Source organism: Candidatus Baltobacteraceae bacterium, from assembly GCA_036559195.1.
Taxonomy (GTDB): Bacteria; Vulcanimicrobiota; Vulcanimicrobiia; order Vulcanimicrobiales; family Vulcanimicrobiaceae; genus JALYTZ01.
Map to the genome: position 1 here is coordinate 51833 of DATBTN010000058.1, position 17666 is coordinate 69498.

The 17666-nt window shown below is 63.0% G+C and carries 16 protein-coding genes; 4 read left to right on the forward strand and 12 right to left on the reverse strand.

The window, feature by feature from the left end:
• From VIG32_09330 to VIG32_09340, 3 genes are all read right to left on the reverse strand, one after another.
• Window positions 1–336 carry a DUF5666 domain-containing protein gene (locus VIG32_09330; GenBank protein ID HEY8298210.1) on the reverse strand — a complete coding sequence of 112 codons (336 nt, stop codon included), beginning with the start codon at window positions 334–336 and terminating at the stop codon, window positions 1–3.
• Window positions 337–475: 139 nt separating this feature from the next.
• On the reverse strand, window positions 476–1543 hold the full coding sequence (locus tag VIG32_09335; GenBank protein ID HEY8298211.1) for a cupin domain-containing protein: 1068 nt from the start codon (window positions 1541–1543) through the stop codon (window positions 476–478).
• The gene (locus VIG32_09340) at window positions 1540–1839 is read right to left on the reverse strand and encodes a hypothetical protein (protein HEY8298212.1); all 300 of its coding nucleotides are present in this window, start codon (window positions 1837–1839) and stop codon (window positions 1540–1542) included. Before VIG32_09340 ends, VIG32_09335 begins: the two co-directional genes overlap by 4 nt.
• A gap of 3 nt (window positions 1840–1842) precedes the next feature.
• On the opposite strand from VIG32_09340, the gene VIG32_09345 reads away from it, so the two are divergent.
• Entirely contained in the window at window positions 1843–3321 is a 1479-nt protein-coding gene (locus tag VIG32_09345) for an aspartyl protease family protein (GenBank protein HEY8298213.1), read from the forward strand.
• A 4-nt stretch (window positions 3322–3325) separates the two neighbouring features.
• Here VIG32_09345 and VIG32_09350 read toward each other — a convergent pair whose 3' ends face one another.
• The 8 genes from VIG32_09350 to VIG32_09385 all read right to left on the reverse strand — a co-directional run bounded on the left by VIG32_09350 (window position 3326) and on the right by VIG32_09385 (window position 12883).
• Window positions 3326–4486, reverse strand: a complete 1161-nt coding sequence (locus tag VIG32_09350) for an efflux RND transporter periplasmic adaptor subunit (protein HEY8298214.1) — start codon at window positions 4484–4486, stop codon at window positions 3326–3328.
• Window positions 4486–5769 (reverse strand): TolC family protein, encoded by a 1284-nt coding sequence (locus tag VIG32_09355; protein HEY8298215.1) that lies wholly within the window; start codon window positions 5767–5769, stop codon window positions 4486–4488. The genes VIG32_09350 and VIG32_09355 overlap by 1 nt, the downstream gene beginning before the upstream one ends.
• Window positions 5766–8780 (reverse strand): efflux RND transporter permease subunit, encoded by a 3015-nt coding sequence (locus tag VIG32_09360; protein ID HEY8298216.1) that lies wholly within the window; start codon window positions 8778–8780, stop codon window positions 5766–5768. Before VIG32_09360 ends, VIG32_09355 begins: the two co-directional genes overlap by 4 nt.
• Window positions 8781–8830: 50 nt before the next feature.
• Window positions 8831–9139, reverse strand: a complete 309-nt coding sequence (locus VIG32_09365; GenBank protein HEY8298217.1) for a PepSY domain-containing protein — start codon at window positions 9137–9139, stop codon at window positions 8831–8833.
• Between the two features lie 32 nt (window positions 9140–9171).
• Window positions 9172–10413 carry a HAMP domain-containing sensor histidine kinase gene (locus VIG32_09370; protein ID HEY8298218.1) on the reverse strand — a complete coding sequence of 414 codons (1242 nt, stop codon included), beginning with the start codon at window positions 10411–10413 and terminating at the stop codon, window positions 9172–9174.
• Window positions 10410–11093 carry a response regulator transcription factor gene (locus VIG32_09375; protein HEY8298219.1) on the reverse strand — a complete coding sequence of 228 codons (684 nt, stop codon included), beginning with the start codon at window positions 11091–11093 and terminating at the stop codon, window positions 10410–10412. The genes VIG32_09370 and VIG32_09375 overlap by 4 nt, the downstream gene beginning before the upstream one ends.
• Window positions 11094–11166: 73 nt before the next feature.
• Window positions 11167–11325 (reverse strand): hypothetical protein, encoded by a 159-nt coding sequence (locus VIG32_09380; protein HEY8298220.1) that lies wholly within the window; start codon window positions 11323–11325, stop codon window positions 11167–11169.
• Between the two features lie 796 nt (window positions 11326–12121).
• On the reverse strand, window positions 12122–12883 hold the full coding sequence (locus tag VIG32_09385) for an alpha/beta fold hydrolase (GenBank protein HEY8298221.1): 762 nt from the start codon (window positions 12881–12883) through the stop codon (window positions 12122–12124).
• Between the two features lie 120 nt (window positions 12884–13003).
• On the opposite strand from VIG32_09385, the gene VIG32_09390 reads away from it, so the two are divergent.
• Window positions 13004–14317 carry a cytochrome ubiquinol oxidase subunit I gene (locus VIG32_09390; GenBank protein ID HEY8298222.1) on the forward strand — a complete coding sequence of 438 codons (1314 nt, stop codon included), beginning with the start codon at window positions 13004–13006 and terminating at the stop codon, window positions 14315–14317.
• On the forward strand, window positions 14310–15305 hold the full coding sequence (cydB, locus tag VIG32_09395; GenBank protein HEY8298223.1) for a cytochrome d ubiquinol oxidase subunit II: 996 nt from the start codon (window positions 14310–14312) through the stop codon (window positions 15303–15305). Before VIG32_09390 ends, cydB begins: the two co-directional genes overlap by 8 nt.
• A 209-nt stretch (window positions 15306–15514) precedes the next feature.
• On the opposite strand, the gene VIG32_09400 is transcribed toward cydB, so the two are convergent.
• Window positions 15515–16951, reverse strand: coding sequence for a S53 family peptidase (locus VIG32_09400; protein HEY8298224.1), 1437 nt, complete (start codon window positions 16949–16951; stop codon window positions 15515–15517).
• 172 nt (window positions 16952–17123) lie between these two features.
• On the opposite strand from VIG32_09400, the gene VIG32_09405 reads away from it, so the two are divergent.
• Window positions 17124–17618: a carboxymuconolactone decarboxylase family protein gene (locus VIG32_09405; protein ID HEY8298225.1), complete on the forward strand. Its 495-nt coding sequence runs from the start codon at window positions 17124–17126 to the stop codon at window positions 17616–17618.
• The last annotated feature ends 48 nt before the right edge of the window (window positions 17619–17666 follow it).

The window sequence follows — 17666 nt, forward strand, 5'->3', positions numbered from 1 at the left end:
CTAGCGGATACGGATGATTTGAGCGATCAATCGGCCGTCGACCTGGCTGACGAAAACTTGAACGCGGGCGCCCTGACGCAGGTCCGTGAGTGCGGCGTACCCGGACTTGCCGCGGAAGATGCTCGTGCTCGGCGTCACCTGCACGGTGATGCGGCCCTTCGCCGTATCCAGGGTGAACTCGCCGGAGGAATAATCGACGCTCGCAATCGTGCCCGCCACCGAGCCGCGGTCCTGCGCCTGTCCGCCGTCTTCAAAGTTGTAGACGCCATGATGCGCCCAGGCCGGCGGATCCGCGAGCGCGCGACCGTAGCCGCCGAGAGCGAGCGCGGCAATCATCGAGGCAATTCCGAGTGTGCGAAGTGAAACCATGTCAGTACCTAAACGCGTCCGTTCACAGCACCGTTCCATTTCGACGCCGTTCCCCTAGTTGCTTCTCGCGAAGTATGGTCCACCAGCCTGGCGTGCCGGGCGGCTGCTATTCCTCGCCCTCGTAGTACGGGAGTTGCGGCGTGCCGCGGACTCGAATTTCACGCGACGAGATGCTGACTTTGTCGGAGTCGGGATAGTAGACGATCTCATCCGCGCGTTCCATTCCTAGGAGCAGCAGCTTCGCCGGGCCCTCGCTTTCGTTAAGAAGCTGGTGCGCGCCGCGATCGCCGGTCGGAAAGGCGATGATGTCTCCCGGCCGCAACCGGACCGACCCCCGCATCGAGCGGATCGTCGGCTCGCCCTCTAAGACGAAGAACATCTCTTCTTCTCGATCGTGCGCGTGCAGCGGGCAGTAGCGCTTACCCGGCGGGACGATCGCCAGACGATAGCCGAGCTTCCGCGCTCCAATCAGGTCGCCGACCTCCGCGTCGCTCGCGGCGTAGACTCCGTTCGGACTCGCGTCGTCGATCCAGGTCACCTCGTCGATGTTGATGCGGTTGACGCCGATGCCGCCGCGCGCCTCGAGCAGCGTACCGATCGCATCGTCGGCGCCGGCAAAGAGCGGGGCGCCGTCGCACAGCAGGAGCGATTCCAGACGCAGGGCCCAGAGGCGGCGCAAGGCCAGCACGAACGCTTCGCGGTCCGCCAGCTTGTCGTCGGCGAGCAAGCAGAGCGACCCGGCGGGGGTGCCGATGATCGCGTCACCCACGATCGCCGTCCGAAGCTCGGGCAAATGCAGCGCCACCTCGCCGGGCGTCTTGCCGTGAGGCAGCCCGAGCGCAACGACGCCGTCGGAGACCTCCTGGCCGTCGCGAAACGTTCCGTCGAGCGGAAGCCCAAAAAGCGGCGCTTCGATCTCCGAGGCCAGAACCCGCGCGCCGAAACGGCTGCGAATCTGCGCGGCTTCCCGCTCGTGATCGCGATTGGTGAGAACCACGACGGCGATGCCGCCGAGCGATTCGAGTTCGCGAACGTCGGCCTCGTCGAGCGCGAGCGGGTCGACGGCGAGGTTTCCGCCGGCTCGTTCGATCAGGTAGCTATTGAAAAACATCCCGCGGTCGGGCTGCCAGCGCGACCAGCTCCGAACGCCGGCGATTGCTAAGCGCTGCATCATGCCAGCTCGCGATAGTACGCCTCGCGGGCGCTCGCCTCATCGACGCCTTTGGCGCGCGTCCGTTCGATAATGGAGCGAAGGCGCACGACCGTCGAGTCCTCCGCCTTCTTGCCGGCCAGCACCAGGCGCAGCGCGATGAGAGCCAGATCGGGTGACTTGGCGCCGAGCGTTTCGATGCCGGTATAAAACGCGGCGGCTCCCGGAACGTCCACCGGCGACGCGAGCAGCGCGCGGACGACCTCGCTTTTGGATGGCGTGCCGTCAAGAAGGTAGCTGTCGAGCATCTCGAATCCCATGCCATGGGATTCGCCGCCAGAGCCGCATTGCTCTGCGCGCTGTTGCTCCCGCTTTTGGGGGCATCGTCGCAGCAGGCGCCGCTCCAGACCGTGCTCGATCGAATGCGCGCGGCCTCCGGCTTGCCCGATCGAGCGCACATCGCGAGCGCCGCGCAGTATCGCGACGACACCATCCTCATCACGCGGCACGAAGATACCGATGGGTTGCGAGAACTCTCCGAGCATTGCAACGAAGCGATCTGCCTGGGCATGTATTTCGATGGGGAACGCTTCTACGCGGTCAATATGAACGGCACCGCGCTGCCCAGCTCGCACATCGACTACTATTCACGAGGATTGCGCACCATTACGAGCGACGCGTTTCTCGAACCGGCTTTCGCGCGCGACGGCGGTCACATCGAGGACCGCGGCCTCGTAACGGTCGATTCGAAATCGTATCGCCGGCTCGCCGTCGCCGCCCGCGACGCGATCCCGATGGAAGTAGATGTCGATCGGCAAACGTGGCTGGTCGCGCGGACGCGCGACGCCAACGAAGACGCCGAGTTCCGCTTCGGCGATTACCGGCGCGTCGGCAGCTATATGCTGCCGTTTGCGATCGACCGCAACGGCCAGGCGTTCGAGCGCTACAAAACGCGATCGGTTGCGACGGTACCCTTCGAGCCGCCGAAGGGACTCGTGCCGGTTTGGAACGGCTCGGCTCCAATGGCGTTAGATTCCTCGATCGTCGCGCCCATCGGTACTTGCACGATCGCGGGCATCGCGGTCCGATGCCTCATCGATACGGGGAACTCCGGCATCGCGATGAGTTTGGATCTAGCCGAACAACTGCACGCGCCGATCGTGGGAGCGTTTCGCGTCAACGGGCTGGGCGAATACGCGACCGAAGTCGTGACGGCCGGCCCGCTGCGCGTCGGCAGCGCAACGTTCGGGCAAGCGAAGTACGTCGTTCTGCACGACATTCACGCCTACGGATACGACCTCGTCTTGGGAGCCGACGTCCTCGCGAATACGTCGCTCACCCTCGACAACGACGCGCACACCGCAACGTTCGAAAATCCGTCGGGGGATGCGTCGCCGAACGGGATCGCCTTGGACTTCGAGAACTTCTTGCCCGTCGTCGCCGTAAAGCTCGGCTCGCTCAGCACGCATCTCGCGGTCGATACCGGCGATCAATCGACGATCAATCTTAGCTACGAATATTACCGCCAGCACGCGGATCTCTTCAAGGCGACGCGTTCGCAGGGCGTCGAGGGCGTCGGCGGCACGAGCGTGGAACTGCTCGGCGTCATCCCGGTCGCGCAGATCGGCGGGTTCGACGTTACCTCGCCGTCGATCGGCTCGACCCAGATTCTTCGCGGCGCGTCGCACGGCCACATCGGCGCCGGCTTGCTCGCGCATTTCCGCATGGTCCTCGACTATTCGCGCCGCCGGTTATCGCTTTTTGCCCGCCGTGGCGACAACGCCGTTCGCAAATCTCCCTGAATCGTTAGCCGCCCGGAGCCAGGAGCGCGAACGCGCCCTGCGCGGCGACTTGCGCGCCTGGGTTCAATCCGGTGATTTCGGCCGTCGTCCCGTCACTTTGAACCACCGAAACCGTGGTTTGCACGAATTGCGCGTCGCCGTTCTTCCCGCGTTTTTGTAAAAACACGACGGTCTTGCCGCTCTGTGGATCTTGCACGATCGCGGTCTGCGGCAGCAAGATGCCCGTCGAGTGGCCGACGATAATCGTCGCCGCAACCGCGCTGCCGGCCACGCTACCGGGCGGAACGCCCGATACAACCACCGTCGCGCTCTGCGTCGTTGGATCGACGGCCGGCGTTACGCCGATCACCCGTCCTTGCGCGTGCAGGTTCGTGCCGGGCACGGCTATTGAAACCGGGTCCCCGACGCGCACCCGCTGCGCGTCGCCGGCCGAAACGTTGAGCGTCAACTCGGCCTGGGCAGCGGGGCCGATCGCGATGACGGGCGTCGTCGGATCGACCGACTCTCCCGGCTGTTTGAGGATTGCGAGCACGACGCCGTCGCTCGGTGCGCGAAGTGTGGCGTTGGCGAGATCGTTTTGCGTGAGTGACGAGCGGGCGCTGGCGCTCTGTGCCTGCGCGGCCGCGGCGGTGCGCTGCGCCCCGTTCAAATTACGATCCGCGTAGTCTGCCGCGAGCACCGCACGTGCGGCTTCGATATCTTTACGGGCTCCCACGCCCGCCGCGAAAAGCGACTGGGCGCGTTCGAGCGTGCGCCGGTCGACGGCGATCTTCGTACTGAGTTTGTCGACGGCTGCGGCCTGCGCGTTGGCGGCGGCGGCGGCGGCATCGGCCTGTGCTTGCTGCGCGGTCAGCGAGAGGTTTCGCGTGTTGAGCTGCGCGAGCGTCTGCCCCGCTCCGACGTGTTCGCCGACGCGGACGTCGACGCTTTGCAAGATCCCCGGAACGGCAAAGGCCACTTTCGTTTGCGCTCCGGCCGGAGCGCCGACGCGGCCGACCGCGCTGATGCGCTCCGTAAAGTCGCCGGCGCGCGCCGTTGCGAGCGCAACTTGCGGCGCCGCCGGTGCTTGCTGCAGCGTTGGACGACGATGAAGAACGACGTACGCGACGATCGCTCCTACAACCACGACCGCGGCCACCACGCCGATCAACCTTCGATTTCGCATTACTCTCCTATTAGTACCGATAGCGTTGCCCGCGCCTGCGCCTGGTTGTATCGCGCGTTAAGTTCCGAGACGACGGCTTGATCGTACGTCCGACGAGCATCGGCCAGATCGAGGCTCGAACTCGCACCGCTGCGGTAGCCGATCTCCGTCGCGTGCAATTCGCTCTGGGCAGCTTGACGAGCGCGCGTAGCCGCGGCGGTTGCCCGAACGCTCGCATCGTACGATCGCACGGCCGCTCCGACCTCGATTTGAACACTCTGCTGTACCGACGCGAGCTTTGCCTGCGTCTGCGCGAGCCGCGCGCGTTCTTCGGCGATGAGATCCTTCGACTGGTGCGAGACCGGCAAGCTCACGAGCACGTTCGCGCTCGGCCCCTGAACGTGGATTCCCGAATCCACGCCCGTGGTATATCCGCCGCTGATGACGACCGACGGCAGCACGCCGCGCGAGGCGACCCGAACCGCCGCAGCTTCGGCCTTAACGTTTGCCTGGGCCGCTGCGACGTCGGGGCGCAACAATTCGGCTCGCCGTGCTGCCGTTTGCGGATTGTCGGGTATGGCGTTGGACGGCGGCGCGGCGGCAACGACGCCGGAGAACGCGGCTAGCGGTTCGCCGGTCTGAATTGCGAGTGCGCTGCGCGCGTTTTCGCTATCCGCTCGCGCGGTCTCCAAGTCGGCCTGAGCCTGCGCGATCGCGACGTCGCCGCGCACGACGTCCAAGCGTGGAACCTCGCCCGCCGCGTAGCGCTTGTGCGCTGCATTGCGATCGGCTTGCGCCGTTCTCAACGCCGCCTCGCGTAGCCGGACGGTCGCCGCGGTCTGTAGGGCCTTGAAGTAGGCGCCGATAATCGTGATGCGTTCGGTGCGCTGCGCGTTCTGCAGATCGAACTGGGCCGCGCGCAGGTTCGATTGCGCTTGCCGAACGAACGGATCGCGCCGGAAGTAATCGCCGAGCGTCACTTGACCGCCGAGCGTGACGAGCCGCTGCGTGATCGTCGAGGTCGTGCCGCCTTGCGGCGCCTGCGCGTATCCGAGGGTCGCCTGCGGCGCACCTAAACCGCGCGCCGCTGCCAGCGCCGCCTGCGTCTCTTCCACGCGGTATTGCGCGGCCGCAACGCCCGGCGCGTGTGCTAGAGCAGCCGATTGCGCGGCTTGGAGCGATACGCCGGCAAACGCGCCGATCGCCGGCGGACTTGGTTCTTGAGCGAGGGCGGGCAGCGCCGTCGCCGCAAGAACGAACGAGAGGACGAGTCGCGTTGAAAGACGCCGAACATCGCGTTTCATGCGGTCTTCTCTTTCCCCGCAAAGCCGGCATAAAGCACCGGGACGACCACGAGCGTGAACGCCGTTGCGGTGGAAAGGCCGCCGATGACGGCGATCGCGAGCGGCCGTTCCATGGCGGAGCCCGAGCCCAGACCGAGTGCGAGCGGAAAGAGCCCACCGATGGCGGCGAACGCGGTCATCACAATCGGGCGCAGACGCGTGCGGCCCGCGGCGACGAGCGCGTCTTCGATCGAATCTCCCGCTTGCCGCCGCTGGTTGGCGACATCGATGAGCAGGATGCCGTTTTTCACCACGATGCCGACTAAGAGCAGCAGGCCCATGAACGACGACACGTTAAACGGCGTACCCGTAATGAAGAGCGCGATGGCCACGCCGATGAGCGCGAGCGGGATCGCGGTGAGAATGACCAGCGGCAGCCGAAACGATCGAAACGTCGCGAGCATTACGAAGAATACGAGTGCGACGGCGAACAGAATGACCGTCACGAACTCACTGAAGGATTGCTGCTGCGCGCGATATTGGCCGCCGATCGAGGTCGTGTAACCAGGCGGCAATTGTATATGTGCGAGCACCGTTTTTATGCCGGCAATCACGCTCGAGAGGCTCGCGCCGTTGATGTTTGCCGTAATGCGCAAAACGCGCTGGCCGTTAATTTCATAGATCGTGCTCGAGAGCCGCGGCTGCGTTACGTGCGCGACATCGTTGAGTGCGATCGTGCCGACGGTCGTGGCCACCAGGCGCGAGCCGAGACTCGGCTGCGAGCCGGCTACGCTTACGCGCACCGGAATGAGGTTCGTCGGTCCGGCGAGGCTGGTCGCAACCGTACCCTGACTCGTTGCCGCCACCGCGCCGCCAAGATCGCTCGCAGTAAGCCCGAGCGAGCCCAACTGCGCGAGGTTCGGAACGATATGAATCGACGGATCGTCGTAGACGACACCCGAAAATGCGTCGGCCACGCCGCCGACGGTTTTGATTTTCGCGGTTATTTTGTTGGCATACGCAATCAACGTACGCTGATCGGGTCCGTTGAGGGTTATCTCGATCGGTGCGGGAGCGCCCGAGAGATCGTTGATCATGTCTTCCAGAATTTGGTGGAAGTCGAGTTTCGCGGCCGGCACCGCATCGCCGATGCGCGTACGCAGCCGTTCGGCGACCACCTCGTATCCGTCGCGCTGCGAAAGCGGCTTGAGCTTCACCCGGATCAATCCGTGATTTTGCGGAACCGGGGAAAAACCGTTGGAGTCGATGCCCGTCATGCGGCCGTCTGAGGCGACCGCCGGATCCTGCAGGGCGATCTTTTCCATCGCCGTGGCCGCGGCGTCGCTTGCAGCGAGGGTCGTTCCCACGGGCATCGCGTACGATATCTCAAACTGGCCCTCGTCCAGCTTCGGAAGAAAATCGCTCGGAAGACGCGCGAGCAGAACGACGGTCACGATAAGCACGACGACGGACCCTGCGTAGACGGTGGGCCGATGCGTGAGCGTCCAGCGCAGGAGCGGTTCGTAGCGCGAAAGCAGCTTTGCGATCAGTCCCGTATCTTCTTTTTCTTCGCTCTCTTCTTTGATGAGCCAACGCGCTAAGATCGGCGCCACGAGCAGAGCGAGAACGAGCGAAACGATCAGCGCCGACGAGAGCGTGAGTGCGAGGGCGCGAAAGAAGAACCCGCTGACGCCTGAAAGCAGCGCGAGCGGGATGAAGACGACGACGGTGGTGATCGTGGAAGCCATCATCGGAGGTGCCAACTGAGCCACGGCCTGTACGATCACGTCGCGTTTGGGCTCGCCCTTATAGAGATGCAGGTTGCGCGCGATGTTTTCGATCACGACGATCGCATCGTCGATGATCAGTCCGACCGCAACCGCCAGGCCGCCGACGCTCATCAGGTTCAGTGTTTCGTGCAGTTGACCCATCACGAAGATCGTAATGGCCATCGCGAGCGGAATCTCGATCGCGGCGACGATCGTCATCCGGAGATTGCGTAAGAACAGAAAGATGACGAGAACCGCAAGAAGCGCGCCCAACAAAATGGCGTCGCGCAGCGAAGCCTGCGATTCGACGATGAGATCGGTCTGGTCCCAATAACGGTGCAACGTGACGCCGGCCGGCAAGCGTCCCGCGAACGACGCGGCCTTCGCTTTGACGCCCGTTGCCATTTTTACGGCGTCGGCACCCGGCAGACCGTAAAAGTTCATCATGACGCCGTGATGCGCGTCGAACGATATTTGATCGACCGGCGGCGCCACGCCTAGTGCGACCGTGCCGAGTTCGCTGATCGGAACGCTGTTATGCCGGGCGTCGGAAACGCGGACGCGGCCGATGGCTTCGGCAGAAGTGATGCTGGAATCGAGCACTAGCACGTTACGCTGGTAGTACTGCTGCTGCACGCCGAGCGACGTTACCTGATTCGCATCGGCGATCGCCTTTTTAACGTCTTGCGATGTCAAGCCATGCGCGACCAAAGCGCCGGGATCGAGGGTGATATGGTATTCGCGTTGGGGACCGCCCGTGACCAGCACGCGCGCCAGCCCCGGCGTGCCGTAGAATTGCGGCGCCATCGTGTACTGCGCTAGTTCGTGCAGGATCGTTTGCGAAACGGTTGTCGATACCAGCGCGTAGGAGATAACGGGCTCGCGGTTCGGATTGACGATCACCGCCTGCACGTCGGTGTTGGGAGGCAGCTGCCCGCGCGTCTGCGCGATCGCTTGGTCGACGTGCTGGAGGTCGGTTTGAACGTCGGTCTTCGGATCGTACTCGACGATAAATTCGGCGTTCCCCTGCGACGAGGTCGTGGTAACCCGCGTCACCGACGGAAGCCCCTGGAAGGCGCGATCCAGCGGCAACGCCACGGCAACGCGAACTTGATCGGGAGGAAGGTCGCCGACGTTTGCGACGACGTCGATCCGGGCGAACGTCATGTCCGGGAAGATGCTCGCGGGCAACGTCGTGTACGCATAAATGCCTAACACGGTTAAGACGACCACCAGGAAGATGATCGTCTTTTCGTTGCGCAAACCAAAACGCGCGATTGGCAGGGGGAACTCCTTACGTTGGCGCTATGGGGTTAGTCCGGATTGCTTCCCTCTAGGGAATTCTCGAGGACTTTACCCGTTTTGGCATCGACACCGACTTCGTGCGTTTTCGAACCGGTTTTGATGTCGAAGCTGTAGCGCAGGCCGCCGTTTTCCTGCTCGAGCTCTTGGTCCGTAATCTTTCCGGGTTGCGTTTTCAGGGCAATGGCGCGGGCCTGGGCGATTGTGACTTTTGCCTGCGAGGCGTATTGCTGGCCGCTGTAGGCGAGCGCAGCTCCCGCTGCGCTAAGACTGAGACCGACTGCCAGAACACCGGCAGTCAGGCGATTGACGTTCTTCATACGGCCCATGGTACCGGCGGCAGATGACGCCATCATGAACGGCGCAGCCGGCATCGAACGAGCGCGCCGCCCCCCGGCCGATTGGCGATCGCGAGCGTGCCGTCGCAGGCCTCGATGGTGGACCTCGCAATCGCGAGGCCTAGGCCCGTACCGTCGGCCGAGCGGGAAGCGTCGTCGCGCCAGAAGCGCTCGAGCGCGTGCTCGAGGGCGCTCGGTGAGAACCCGGGACCGTCGTCGGAGATGTCGATGTGCGCGTATTGTGCGTCGGCACTCACGCGAATCGTAACGTGGCCGCCGCCGCGTCCGTACTTTATCGCGTTGTGGACGATCGCGAGCAGCGCGCGTTCCAGTGCCGCTCGATCGGCGAACACCTCCACGTGCACGTCTCCGTCGAGGTGCAAGTCGATCGTTTTGGCCAGCGCCATCGACTGCATTCGTTCGGCCACGCGTGCGCAGAGCACTGCAAGATCGACCGGCTCGCGCCGCAGCGTGCCGGCCTCCGCGCGCGCGGCGGCCAACAGTTCGTCGATCAACGTCTCGATGCGGTCGGCCTCAACCGCGATCGTTCCGAGCGCATCGCGATAGGATTCTCCGCTGCGCTCGCGCCGTAGCGCGAGGTCGGCTTCCGCGCGGATAACGGCTAGCGGCGCTCGCAGTTCGTGCGAGGCGTCGGCGGTAAAGCGGCGCTGGCGTTCGAAGGCGTCCTCCAACGCGCGACGTGTCACGGCCGAGCCGAAGATCAACGCAACGCCCGTGATCAGCAACCCCGCGATGCCGAAGGCAACGATCGTGCTGCGGTCGAGCTCGTCGATCCAGTCGCTCGAACGCCAAATGACCACCGTGCCGACTCGCATACCGGCATGGCTGACGGGCAAGACGTAGGCGCGAAACGCCGCATCGCCGCGACCCGCCGAAAGATACCGTTCGGGCGAGTTGGAGAGAGCGGGGTTCGCCACCGCCTGGGGAAGGCGCGCTACGTTACTGAGCAGCAGCCGGCCGCGCGCATTGAAGATCGCGCCGTCGGCTTGAACGTTGAGCAGGTCTAAGAATTGCCGGCGATCGTCGGGATCGATTAGGACGTGGCCGCCGGTAACATCCATGAAGACCGCCGACGCCTGCGCGGTCGTCGTCAGACCCCGGTCCAGCGACCCGCGCAGTGCGCGATCGATCGCCACGACGGCGAAGATGGCGAAGAGCAGCAGAGCGACAAGCAGCACGGCGACGTACGCTCGCAGCAGTCGTCCGCCCAGGGCGCGATGCGGCGTCGAGATCATCGATCCCCGAACCGGTATCCGGCGCCCCGGATCGTGTGCAACAGCTGCGCTTCGCTGCCGACGGTGACTTTCGAACGCAGCCTGCTCACGTACACATCGACGACGTTCGAGGTCGCTTCGCTCTCGCGTTCGAAGAGTGCGTCTTCCATCATCGGTCGCGTAACGAGTACGCCGGCGTTGCGCATGAAATACTCGAGGAATGCCGTCTCGCGCGCGGTAAGCTCCAACTCGCGCCCGCCGCGGTGCGCGCGTCGCGATGCCAGATCGAAGACGACGTCGGCGACGTTCAAGGCGCTGTGCGCCGGCGGCGTGCTCTTACGCCGGACGATCGTGCGCAGACGCGCGTCGAGTTCGCCGAAGACGAACGGCTTGCGCAGATAGTCGTCCGCACCGGCATCGAGACCTTCGATGATGTCTTCGACCGTGTCGCGAGAGGTGAGTATCAACACCGGCGTCGCCAGCCGCTGCGAACGCATCGATCGCACGACCGAGAGGCCGTCGCGGCGGGGAAGGTTTACGTCGAGGACGACGGCATCGTAGATGTCACCGGAGGCGCACCGCTCGCCTTCTTCACCGTCGAAGGCCACGTCCACAACGTGCCCCTGCTCGCTCAAACCGCGGCGCAGGACATCGCAGAGTCGACGGTCATCTTCCACCACCAGCAAGCGCATCTCGTGCATGGTATTATGGGGCGAGATGAAACTCCCGCTCGCTCAACGTACCTGCGAACCGTGCAAAGGCGGCGTGCCACCGCTAACCGGGCGCGAAATCATGCCGTTCCTCCAGGAACTCGGCGGCGACTGGCAAGCCGTGGGCACGCACCACCTCGCGAAAACCTATCGCTTCAAGAATTTCCTCGACGCCCTCGCCTTCGTCAATCGCGTCGGCGACCTCGCCGAACGCGAAGGCCATCACCCGAACATTTTCCTAACGTGGGGCCGCGTCTCGCTAGAGATTTGGACGCACAAAATCGACGGCCTAACCGAAGCCGATTTCATCCTAGCCGCCAAATGCGACCCCCTTTGTCATCCTGAGCTTGTCGAAGGACGGAAACTTGTCGAAGAACGAGAGCCTGTCGAAGAACGGCACGCCCATGGTTCGACAAGCTCACCATGACAAACAACACCCTCCCCTCTTTTTTTTGTCATCCTGAGCCTGTCGAAGGGCGAGAGTTTGTCGAAGGACGAGAGCTTGTCGAAAGAACGGCGCGCCCATGGTTCGACAAGCTCACCATGACAAACCACACCACCCCCTCTTTTTTCTTGTCATCCTGAGCTTGTCGAAGGACGAGAGCCTGTCGAAGAACGGCACGCCCATGGTTCGACAAGCTCACCATGACAAACAACACCCTCCCCTCTTTTTTTTTGTCATCCTGAGCCTGTCGAAGGACGAGAGCTTGTCGAAGGACGAGAGCTTGTCGAAAGAACGGCGCGCCCATGGTTCGACAAACTCACCATGACAAACCACACCACCCCCTCTTTTTTTTGTCATCCTGAGCTTGTCGAAGGACGAGAGCCTGTCGAAGGACGGCGCGCACATGGTTCGACAAGCTCACCATGACAAACAACACCACCCCCTCTTTTTTTTTTGTCATCCTGAGCTTGTCGAAGGACGAGAGCCTGTCGAAGGACGAGAGCTTGTCGAAGGACGAGAGCCTGTCGAAAGAACGGCGCGCCCATGGTTTGACAAGCTCACGTGACAAACAACATCACCCACCCCTGGTTAGGAAACTTGCGATCGCGTCGAGGGTGGGTGCGGGGTGGTCTCGATGCGGAGAGTGACCGCAGTTCGCGAGCAATAGCGTGTCGATGCGCGCGCCGCTCGCTGCGGCGCGGATCGATTCGATTTGCGCCGGCGTACCGTATTCGTCGTCGCTGCCCTGCACGACGAGCGTACGGCAACGCAGGTCGCGCGCGTACGTTTCGATGTTCCAATCGCGAAACGACGGGTCCAACCAGATATCGTTCCAGCCATAGAACGTACGGTCGACATCCCTATGGTGACGCGCCAATTTCGTTCGCAGGTCGCCTGCCTCGTACGCCCGTTTCGCCGCCGCGATACTCCGAATCGAAAGATCTTCGACAAAGACGTGCGGCGCCTCGAGTACCAGAGCGCTAATCCGATCGGGGTGTGACGCTGCGAATATGAGCGCGATAGAAGCGCCATCCGAGTGTCCGACGAGCACGACGTCGCGCACGGCGTGCGCGTCGAGCAGTTCAGGCAGAACCACCAACGCTTCGTCGTGCATGTAGCGCGGCGTTCGAGGCTCTCGCAGCACCTCTGAGAATCCGTTGCCGTACCGCGAATAGGTCAAGACGGCGAGCCCGGTGCGGCGCGCGAGTTGCTCGGGAACGTCGCGCCATAAACCGAGCGATCCCAGGCCTTCGTGGAGCAACACCACGGTCGGCTCGCGCCCCGCGCCGCGGGCCTTAAGGAGTTGCGTTTCCAGCTCGCGCCCGGCAACGATCATTCTCCCGACGCTACGGCGCCGCTCGAAGCCTAACCTGCGCGACAATTGCCGCACGGGTCGCCCGGAATATGAGTTAGAATGAGACCGCTGGTCCTGTGCTTCTCTTTTGCGAGGTCTGCCTTGGACGTCGTCGTTGCCGATCGCCTGCAGTTCGCGTTTACGATCATGTTTCATTACTTGTTTCCGATCGGAACGATGGGCATCGCGCCATTTATCGCCTGGTACACGTATCGCGCGATGCGCGCGACCGATACGCACGCCGGCGCCGCCGCGCGCTTTTGGACGAAGATCTTTACCATCAACTTTGCGGCGGGCGTCGTTACCGGAATTCCGATGGAGTTTCAGTTCGGCACGAACTGGGCGCTGTTTTCAGCCAAGACCGGCTCGGTGGTCGGGCAGCCGCTTGCGATGGAGGGCGTGTACGCCTTCTTCCTAGAGTCGGTCTTTCTAGGAATCTTGCTGTACGGCAAACGCGTCGTATCGCCCCGGATCTACCTGCTCTCGGCGGTGATGGTGTGGCTGGGATCCTGGCTCTCCGGGTTCTTTATCGTCGCGGCCGATGCGTGGATGCAGCATCCGGTTGGCTACACCATCGGCGCGAGCGGCCGCATCGAGCTTGCCAGCCTCGCGGCCGTGCTGCTTTCACCGTTCGCCTGGTGGCAGTATCTTCACGTATTGACCGGTGCGATCGTCGCGGGCGGCTTCGTGGTTGCCGGAATCGGCGCATACTATCTGCTCGCGCGCCGCGACGAATCGTTCGGACGGCGATTCGTATTCTCGGGCGTCATCGTGGGATTGATTTTCTCAGGCCTTGCGATCTTTCCAACCGGCGATCGCAACAGCGCGGACGTGACGCACTACCAACCGATTAAGCTCGCAGCGATGGAAGGGCTCTTCGCAACGACTGCCGGAGCGCCGCTCGCAATTATCGGCATGCCGGACGCGCCGCACAAAACGCTGATCGACCCGATATTCGTGCCTAGCGTCTTGAGTTTTCTCGCATACGGAAATTTTCGCGCGAATGTGAAGGGCCTGCGCGCGTACGCGACCGAGCTTTGGCCGCCGATCGAATTGACGTACTACGCGTATCACGTGATGGTCGGACTCGGTACGATTTTTCTTGGGCTCGGAGCGCTGGCCGTCTTGCTCCTCTGGCGCAAGCAACTCTTCCGCACGCGCTGGCTGCTGTGGCTGCTGCTGCTTGCGATGCCGTTTCCGTACGTTGCGAACGAGGCCGGATGGGTCGTCACCGAAGTTGGACGCCAGCCATGGATCGTCTACGGCCTGCTGAAGACGAGCGCCGCCGTTTCGAGCAACGTGGCCGCCGGCGAGACGATCTTCACGCTGATCGGTTTTGTGGGGATGTACTTCGCGCTCGGTCTGCTCTTCATGCTGCTGACGCTGCGTGAGATCGGCGTCGGCCCGCATGAGTAGCGTTGCGTTTTGGCTGCTCGCCGCAATGATAACGATCTACGTGCTGCTGGACGGGTACGATCTCGGCGTGGCGGCAATCGCACCGCTGATCGCGCGCACCGATGCCGAACGCGCCGGCACGATGGAGAGCATCGGACCGTTTTGGAACGGCAACGAGGTCTGGCTCATAGCGGCCGGCGGTTCGCTCTTCGCCCTCTTTCCTCAAGCCTACGCGTCGGCGTTTTCGGGGTTTTATCTGCCGTTTACGATCGTGCTGTGGCTGCTGATGTTTCGCGGAATCGCGATGGAATTGCGCGGCCAGTTTGCGAGCGAGCTGTGGCACAATTTCTGGGACTTCTGCTTTTGCGGATCGAGCATCGGATTGATCGCTCTCTTCGGCATCGCCTTGGGCAATCTCGTGCGCGGCCTGCCGCTCGATCGCGATGGTTATTTTCTGGGCACGTTCGGCTTTTTGCTCAACCCGTACGCATTGGGCGTCGGCCTGCTCGCCATTGCCGCACTCGCACAGCACGGCGCGACGTTCGTCCTGATGCGTATTGCGGGACCGCCGGCGCAACGGGGCCGGGCGCTGCTCGCAACGCTGTGGTGGATCGTGGCTGCATTGTACGTCGTCGTGTCGCTCTCAACACTCGCGCAGCGCTGGCCACTCGAACATCACGGAATGCATGCATGGCTCATCGTCATGCCGGTTCTGAGCCTGCTCTCGCTCGTCGCGCTACGGATCCTCGTGGCGCGAGGATCGAGCGCCCGCGCATTCGCAGCGTCGTGTGCGTTCTTGGCAACGCTTCTCGTGGCGTCGGCAGGAACGATGTATCCGTATATCTTGCCGGGTTATCCATCGGGGCTGGGCGGCCTGAACATCGATGCCGCCACGCCGTCGCCGACGGCGCTGGCTACCACGGTCGGCGTCGTTGCGGTAGGCCTCTGCATCGTAGTCGCCTACTCACTCTTCGTCGCGCGAAAGATGGCCCGCAAGATCTCGCTCTAACGAAACGAGCCGCCGCAACAGACGTTGCGACGGCTCGTTCTCATCGGTCCTACTTGGGGTTACTTACAGTCCGCGTGACCGCAATGGCAGTGCCCGTGGCCCGTGGCCGTCTTGCAATCTTCGCTGCAATATTCGCCGGCCGCGGCCTCGCACTTACAGTCTGGTCCCTTACACTTCATAGACGTACCTCCGACCCGACTGTACCCACATCACTCACCACGATAACTGCGATCGCCGCGATCGCCCTCGCCGTTGAGCGCGTTGATGAGGTTCGCCACGTTCGGCGTGCCCAAGCCCGTCGGGATATCGTAACCGGGACCCGCGGAGAAACCCGGGCCGCCGAATCCGTTTTGGCCGACCGTCACATCGTGAAATGCGGACGCATACGAACCCTGTTTTGCGATGCTATAGAGCTTTTTGTTGATGAACCCGAACGACTCGCCCGTAGACTGGTTGGCGAGCGCGACAATCCCGGCCCACTGCGGCGCACCGGCGCTCGTTCCACCGGTGAAATAGTAGTGCTTCTTCCCGTCAAGGGGAGAGGTCCGTACGACCATTACCGCCGTATACACGGAGCCATCGTAGCTCACGTCAGCGACCGTGCGAGCTTTTTCGTGCGTGAGACTTCTCTGGTACGACGGGGCTGTAAACAAGATACTCGGCGCCCCGCCGGTCGCGCCAAATGCGCCGTAGGCACAGCCGTTCGGGCAGAGGCTCGGATCTGAGTCATTCCAAACGTCCTCCGAAGTGTATGCTCCGGCATCAGTCATGAAAAGGTTCGTGCCGCCAACCGACAAGACGAATGGATCTGAGGCCGGAAAATTGGCGGTCGGCACCGGTTGGCCGTCTTCGGCACCGCTGTCGCCGGAACTCGCGATCGAGGTGATGCCCGCTTCGATCGCCTCCTGGTAGATGTCGTCGGCATGGCGCATATGCCGGTTGTTCACGCCACCGGAAATCGCTTGCTCCGGCGCGCCGAAGCTCATGGACATCACGCTTCCCAAATGATTGTCGATGACGTATTGCTCGGCGGCGTGGAGATCGGTATCCAGATTGCTCGGAGCGATCACCAGATCGATGGTCGCACCCGGCGCTATCGCGTGTGCCCACTCCACGTCGAGCGTGGTCTCGCCTGCCCATCCGTCATTTTGCGAGGCCGGTTGGCCCGTGGGGTAGAGAATATTCAGCTTTGCGGGCGGCAGGCTAAAAACGCTGGAGAACGTCTTTAGATCCGATGCGATCGTCGGGCTTCCGAAAGCGTCCACAATTACGATGGTTTGCCCGGTTCCATCGAGCGAGGATGGAACGTTGTACGCGGCCCGGATCTGACTCGGTACGTAACACGCCAAACCGTAGGCCGCAACGCACGTCGACGGCGCCGGAAGCGGCGAGCCTCCGTCCGGAGTGTAGGAACTCATCGGTTTCAACACCGCGTCGGGCGTGTAGCTGAACGGTGTATCGTTCGTGGCGGTTACGGCCGCGGACTGAATGAATCGCGAAGGCGAAGCGACCGAAGAAGCCGCCGGGCCCGAGTTCGTTACCGGCGGCGTTAGTGACCCGCCGCTTTTCGAGCACGCCGCCAGGGCAGAAGCAATAACGGTAATGGCAAGCGCTCTGCCGACAGAACGCAGCAGTAGTTTAGTCATAAGCACCCCGTCTATAAGACCGGAAGTTCGAGCGTCTTGACCGGGGCCTTGTGCAGCGGCAGGCGATCCCCTTCCGGAGTTACCTCTTGCTTCGAGGGGCGGACTCAAGAATCGATCCCAATGTCACATCCCGTCCACGGATGTCGTCCATCGGGTGGAGGTAACAACACACATGACTCAACGTTTGGACCCGATGTCGGTTGCACCGCAGGCCGTCGCCCCGCTCTTCGAGCTGGGCAAGGCAATTGGCGCATCGAATTTGGAGAAAAATCTCCTCGTTCTCATTCAGTTGCGCGCCTCGCAGATGAACGGGTGCGCGTTCTGCCTGGCGCTGCACGTGCGCGAAGGCAAGGCGCTCGGCGAGGCCGACGATCGGCTCTACGGCGTCGCGGCGTGGCGCGAGGCCCCGTGGTACGACGACCGGGAACGCGCCGCACTAGAGTGGACCGAGTCGCTTACCGATTTGAGTAATCACGGCCCCGGCGACGAACTCTACGCACGCGTGAAGGAGCACTTTAGCGAGCCGGAGCTGGTGTATCTCACGCTCGCGGTAGCGGCGATCAACGTTTGGAACCGCTTCAACGTAGCGTTTCGCACGTCGCCGGCCCGTGCAGAGGCCGCCTTCCAACAATTGCACGGACAAACGCACGCCCACACACGCGGCTGACTTCGACGAAGCGAAGCCCCCCGTAGCTAACGGGTCTTGCCGCTCAAC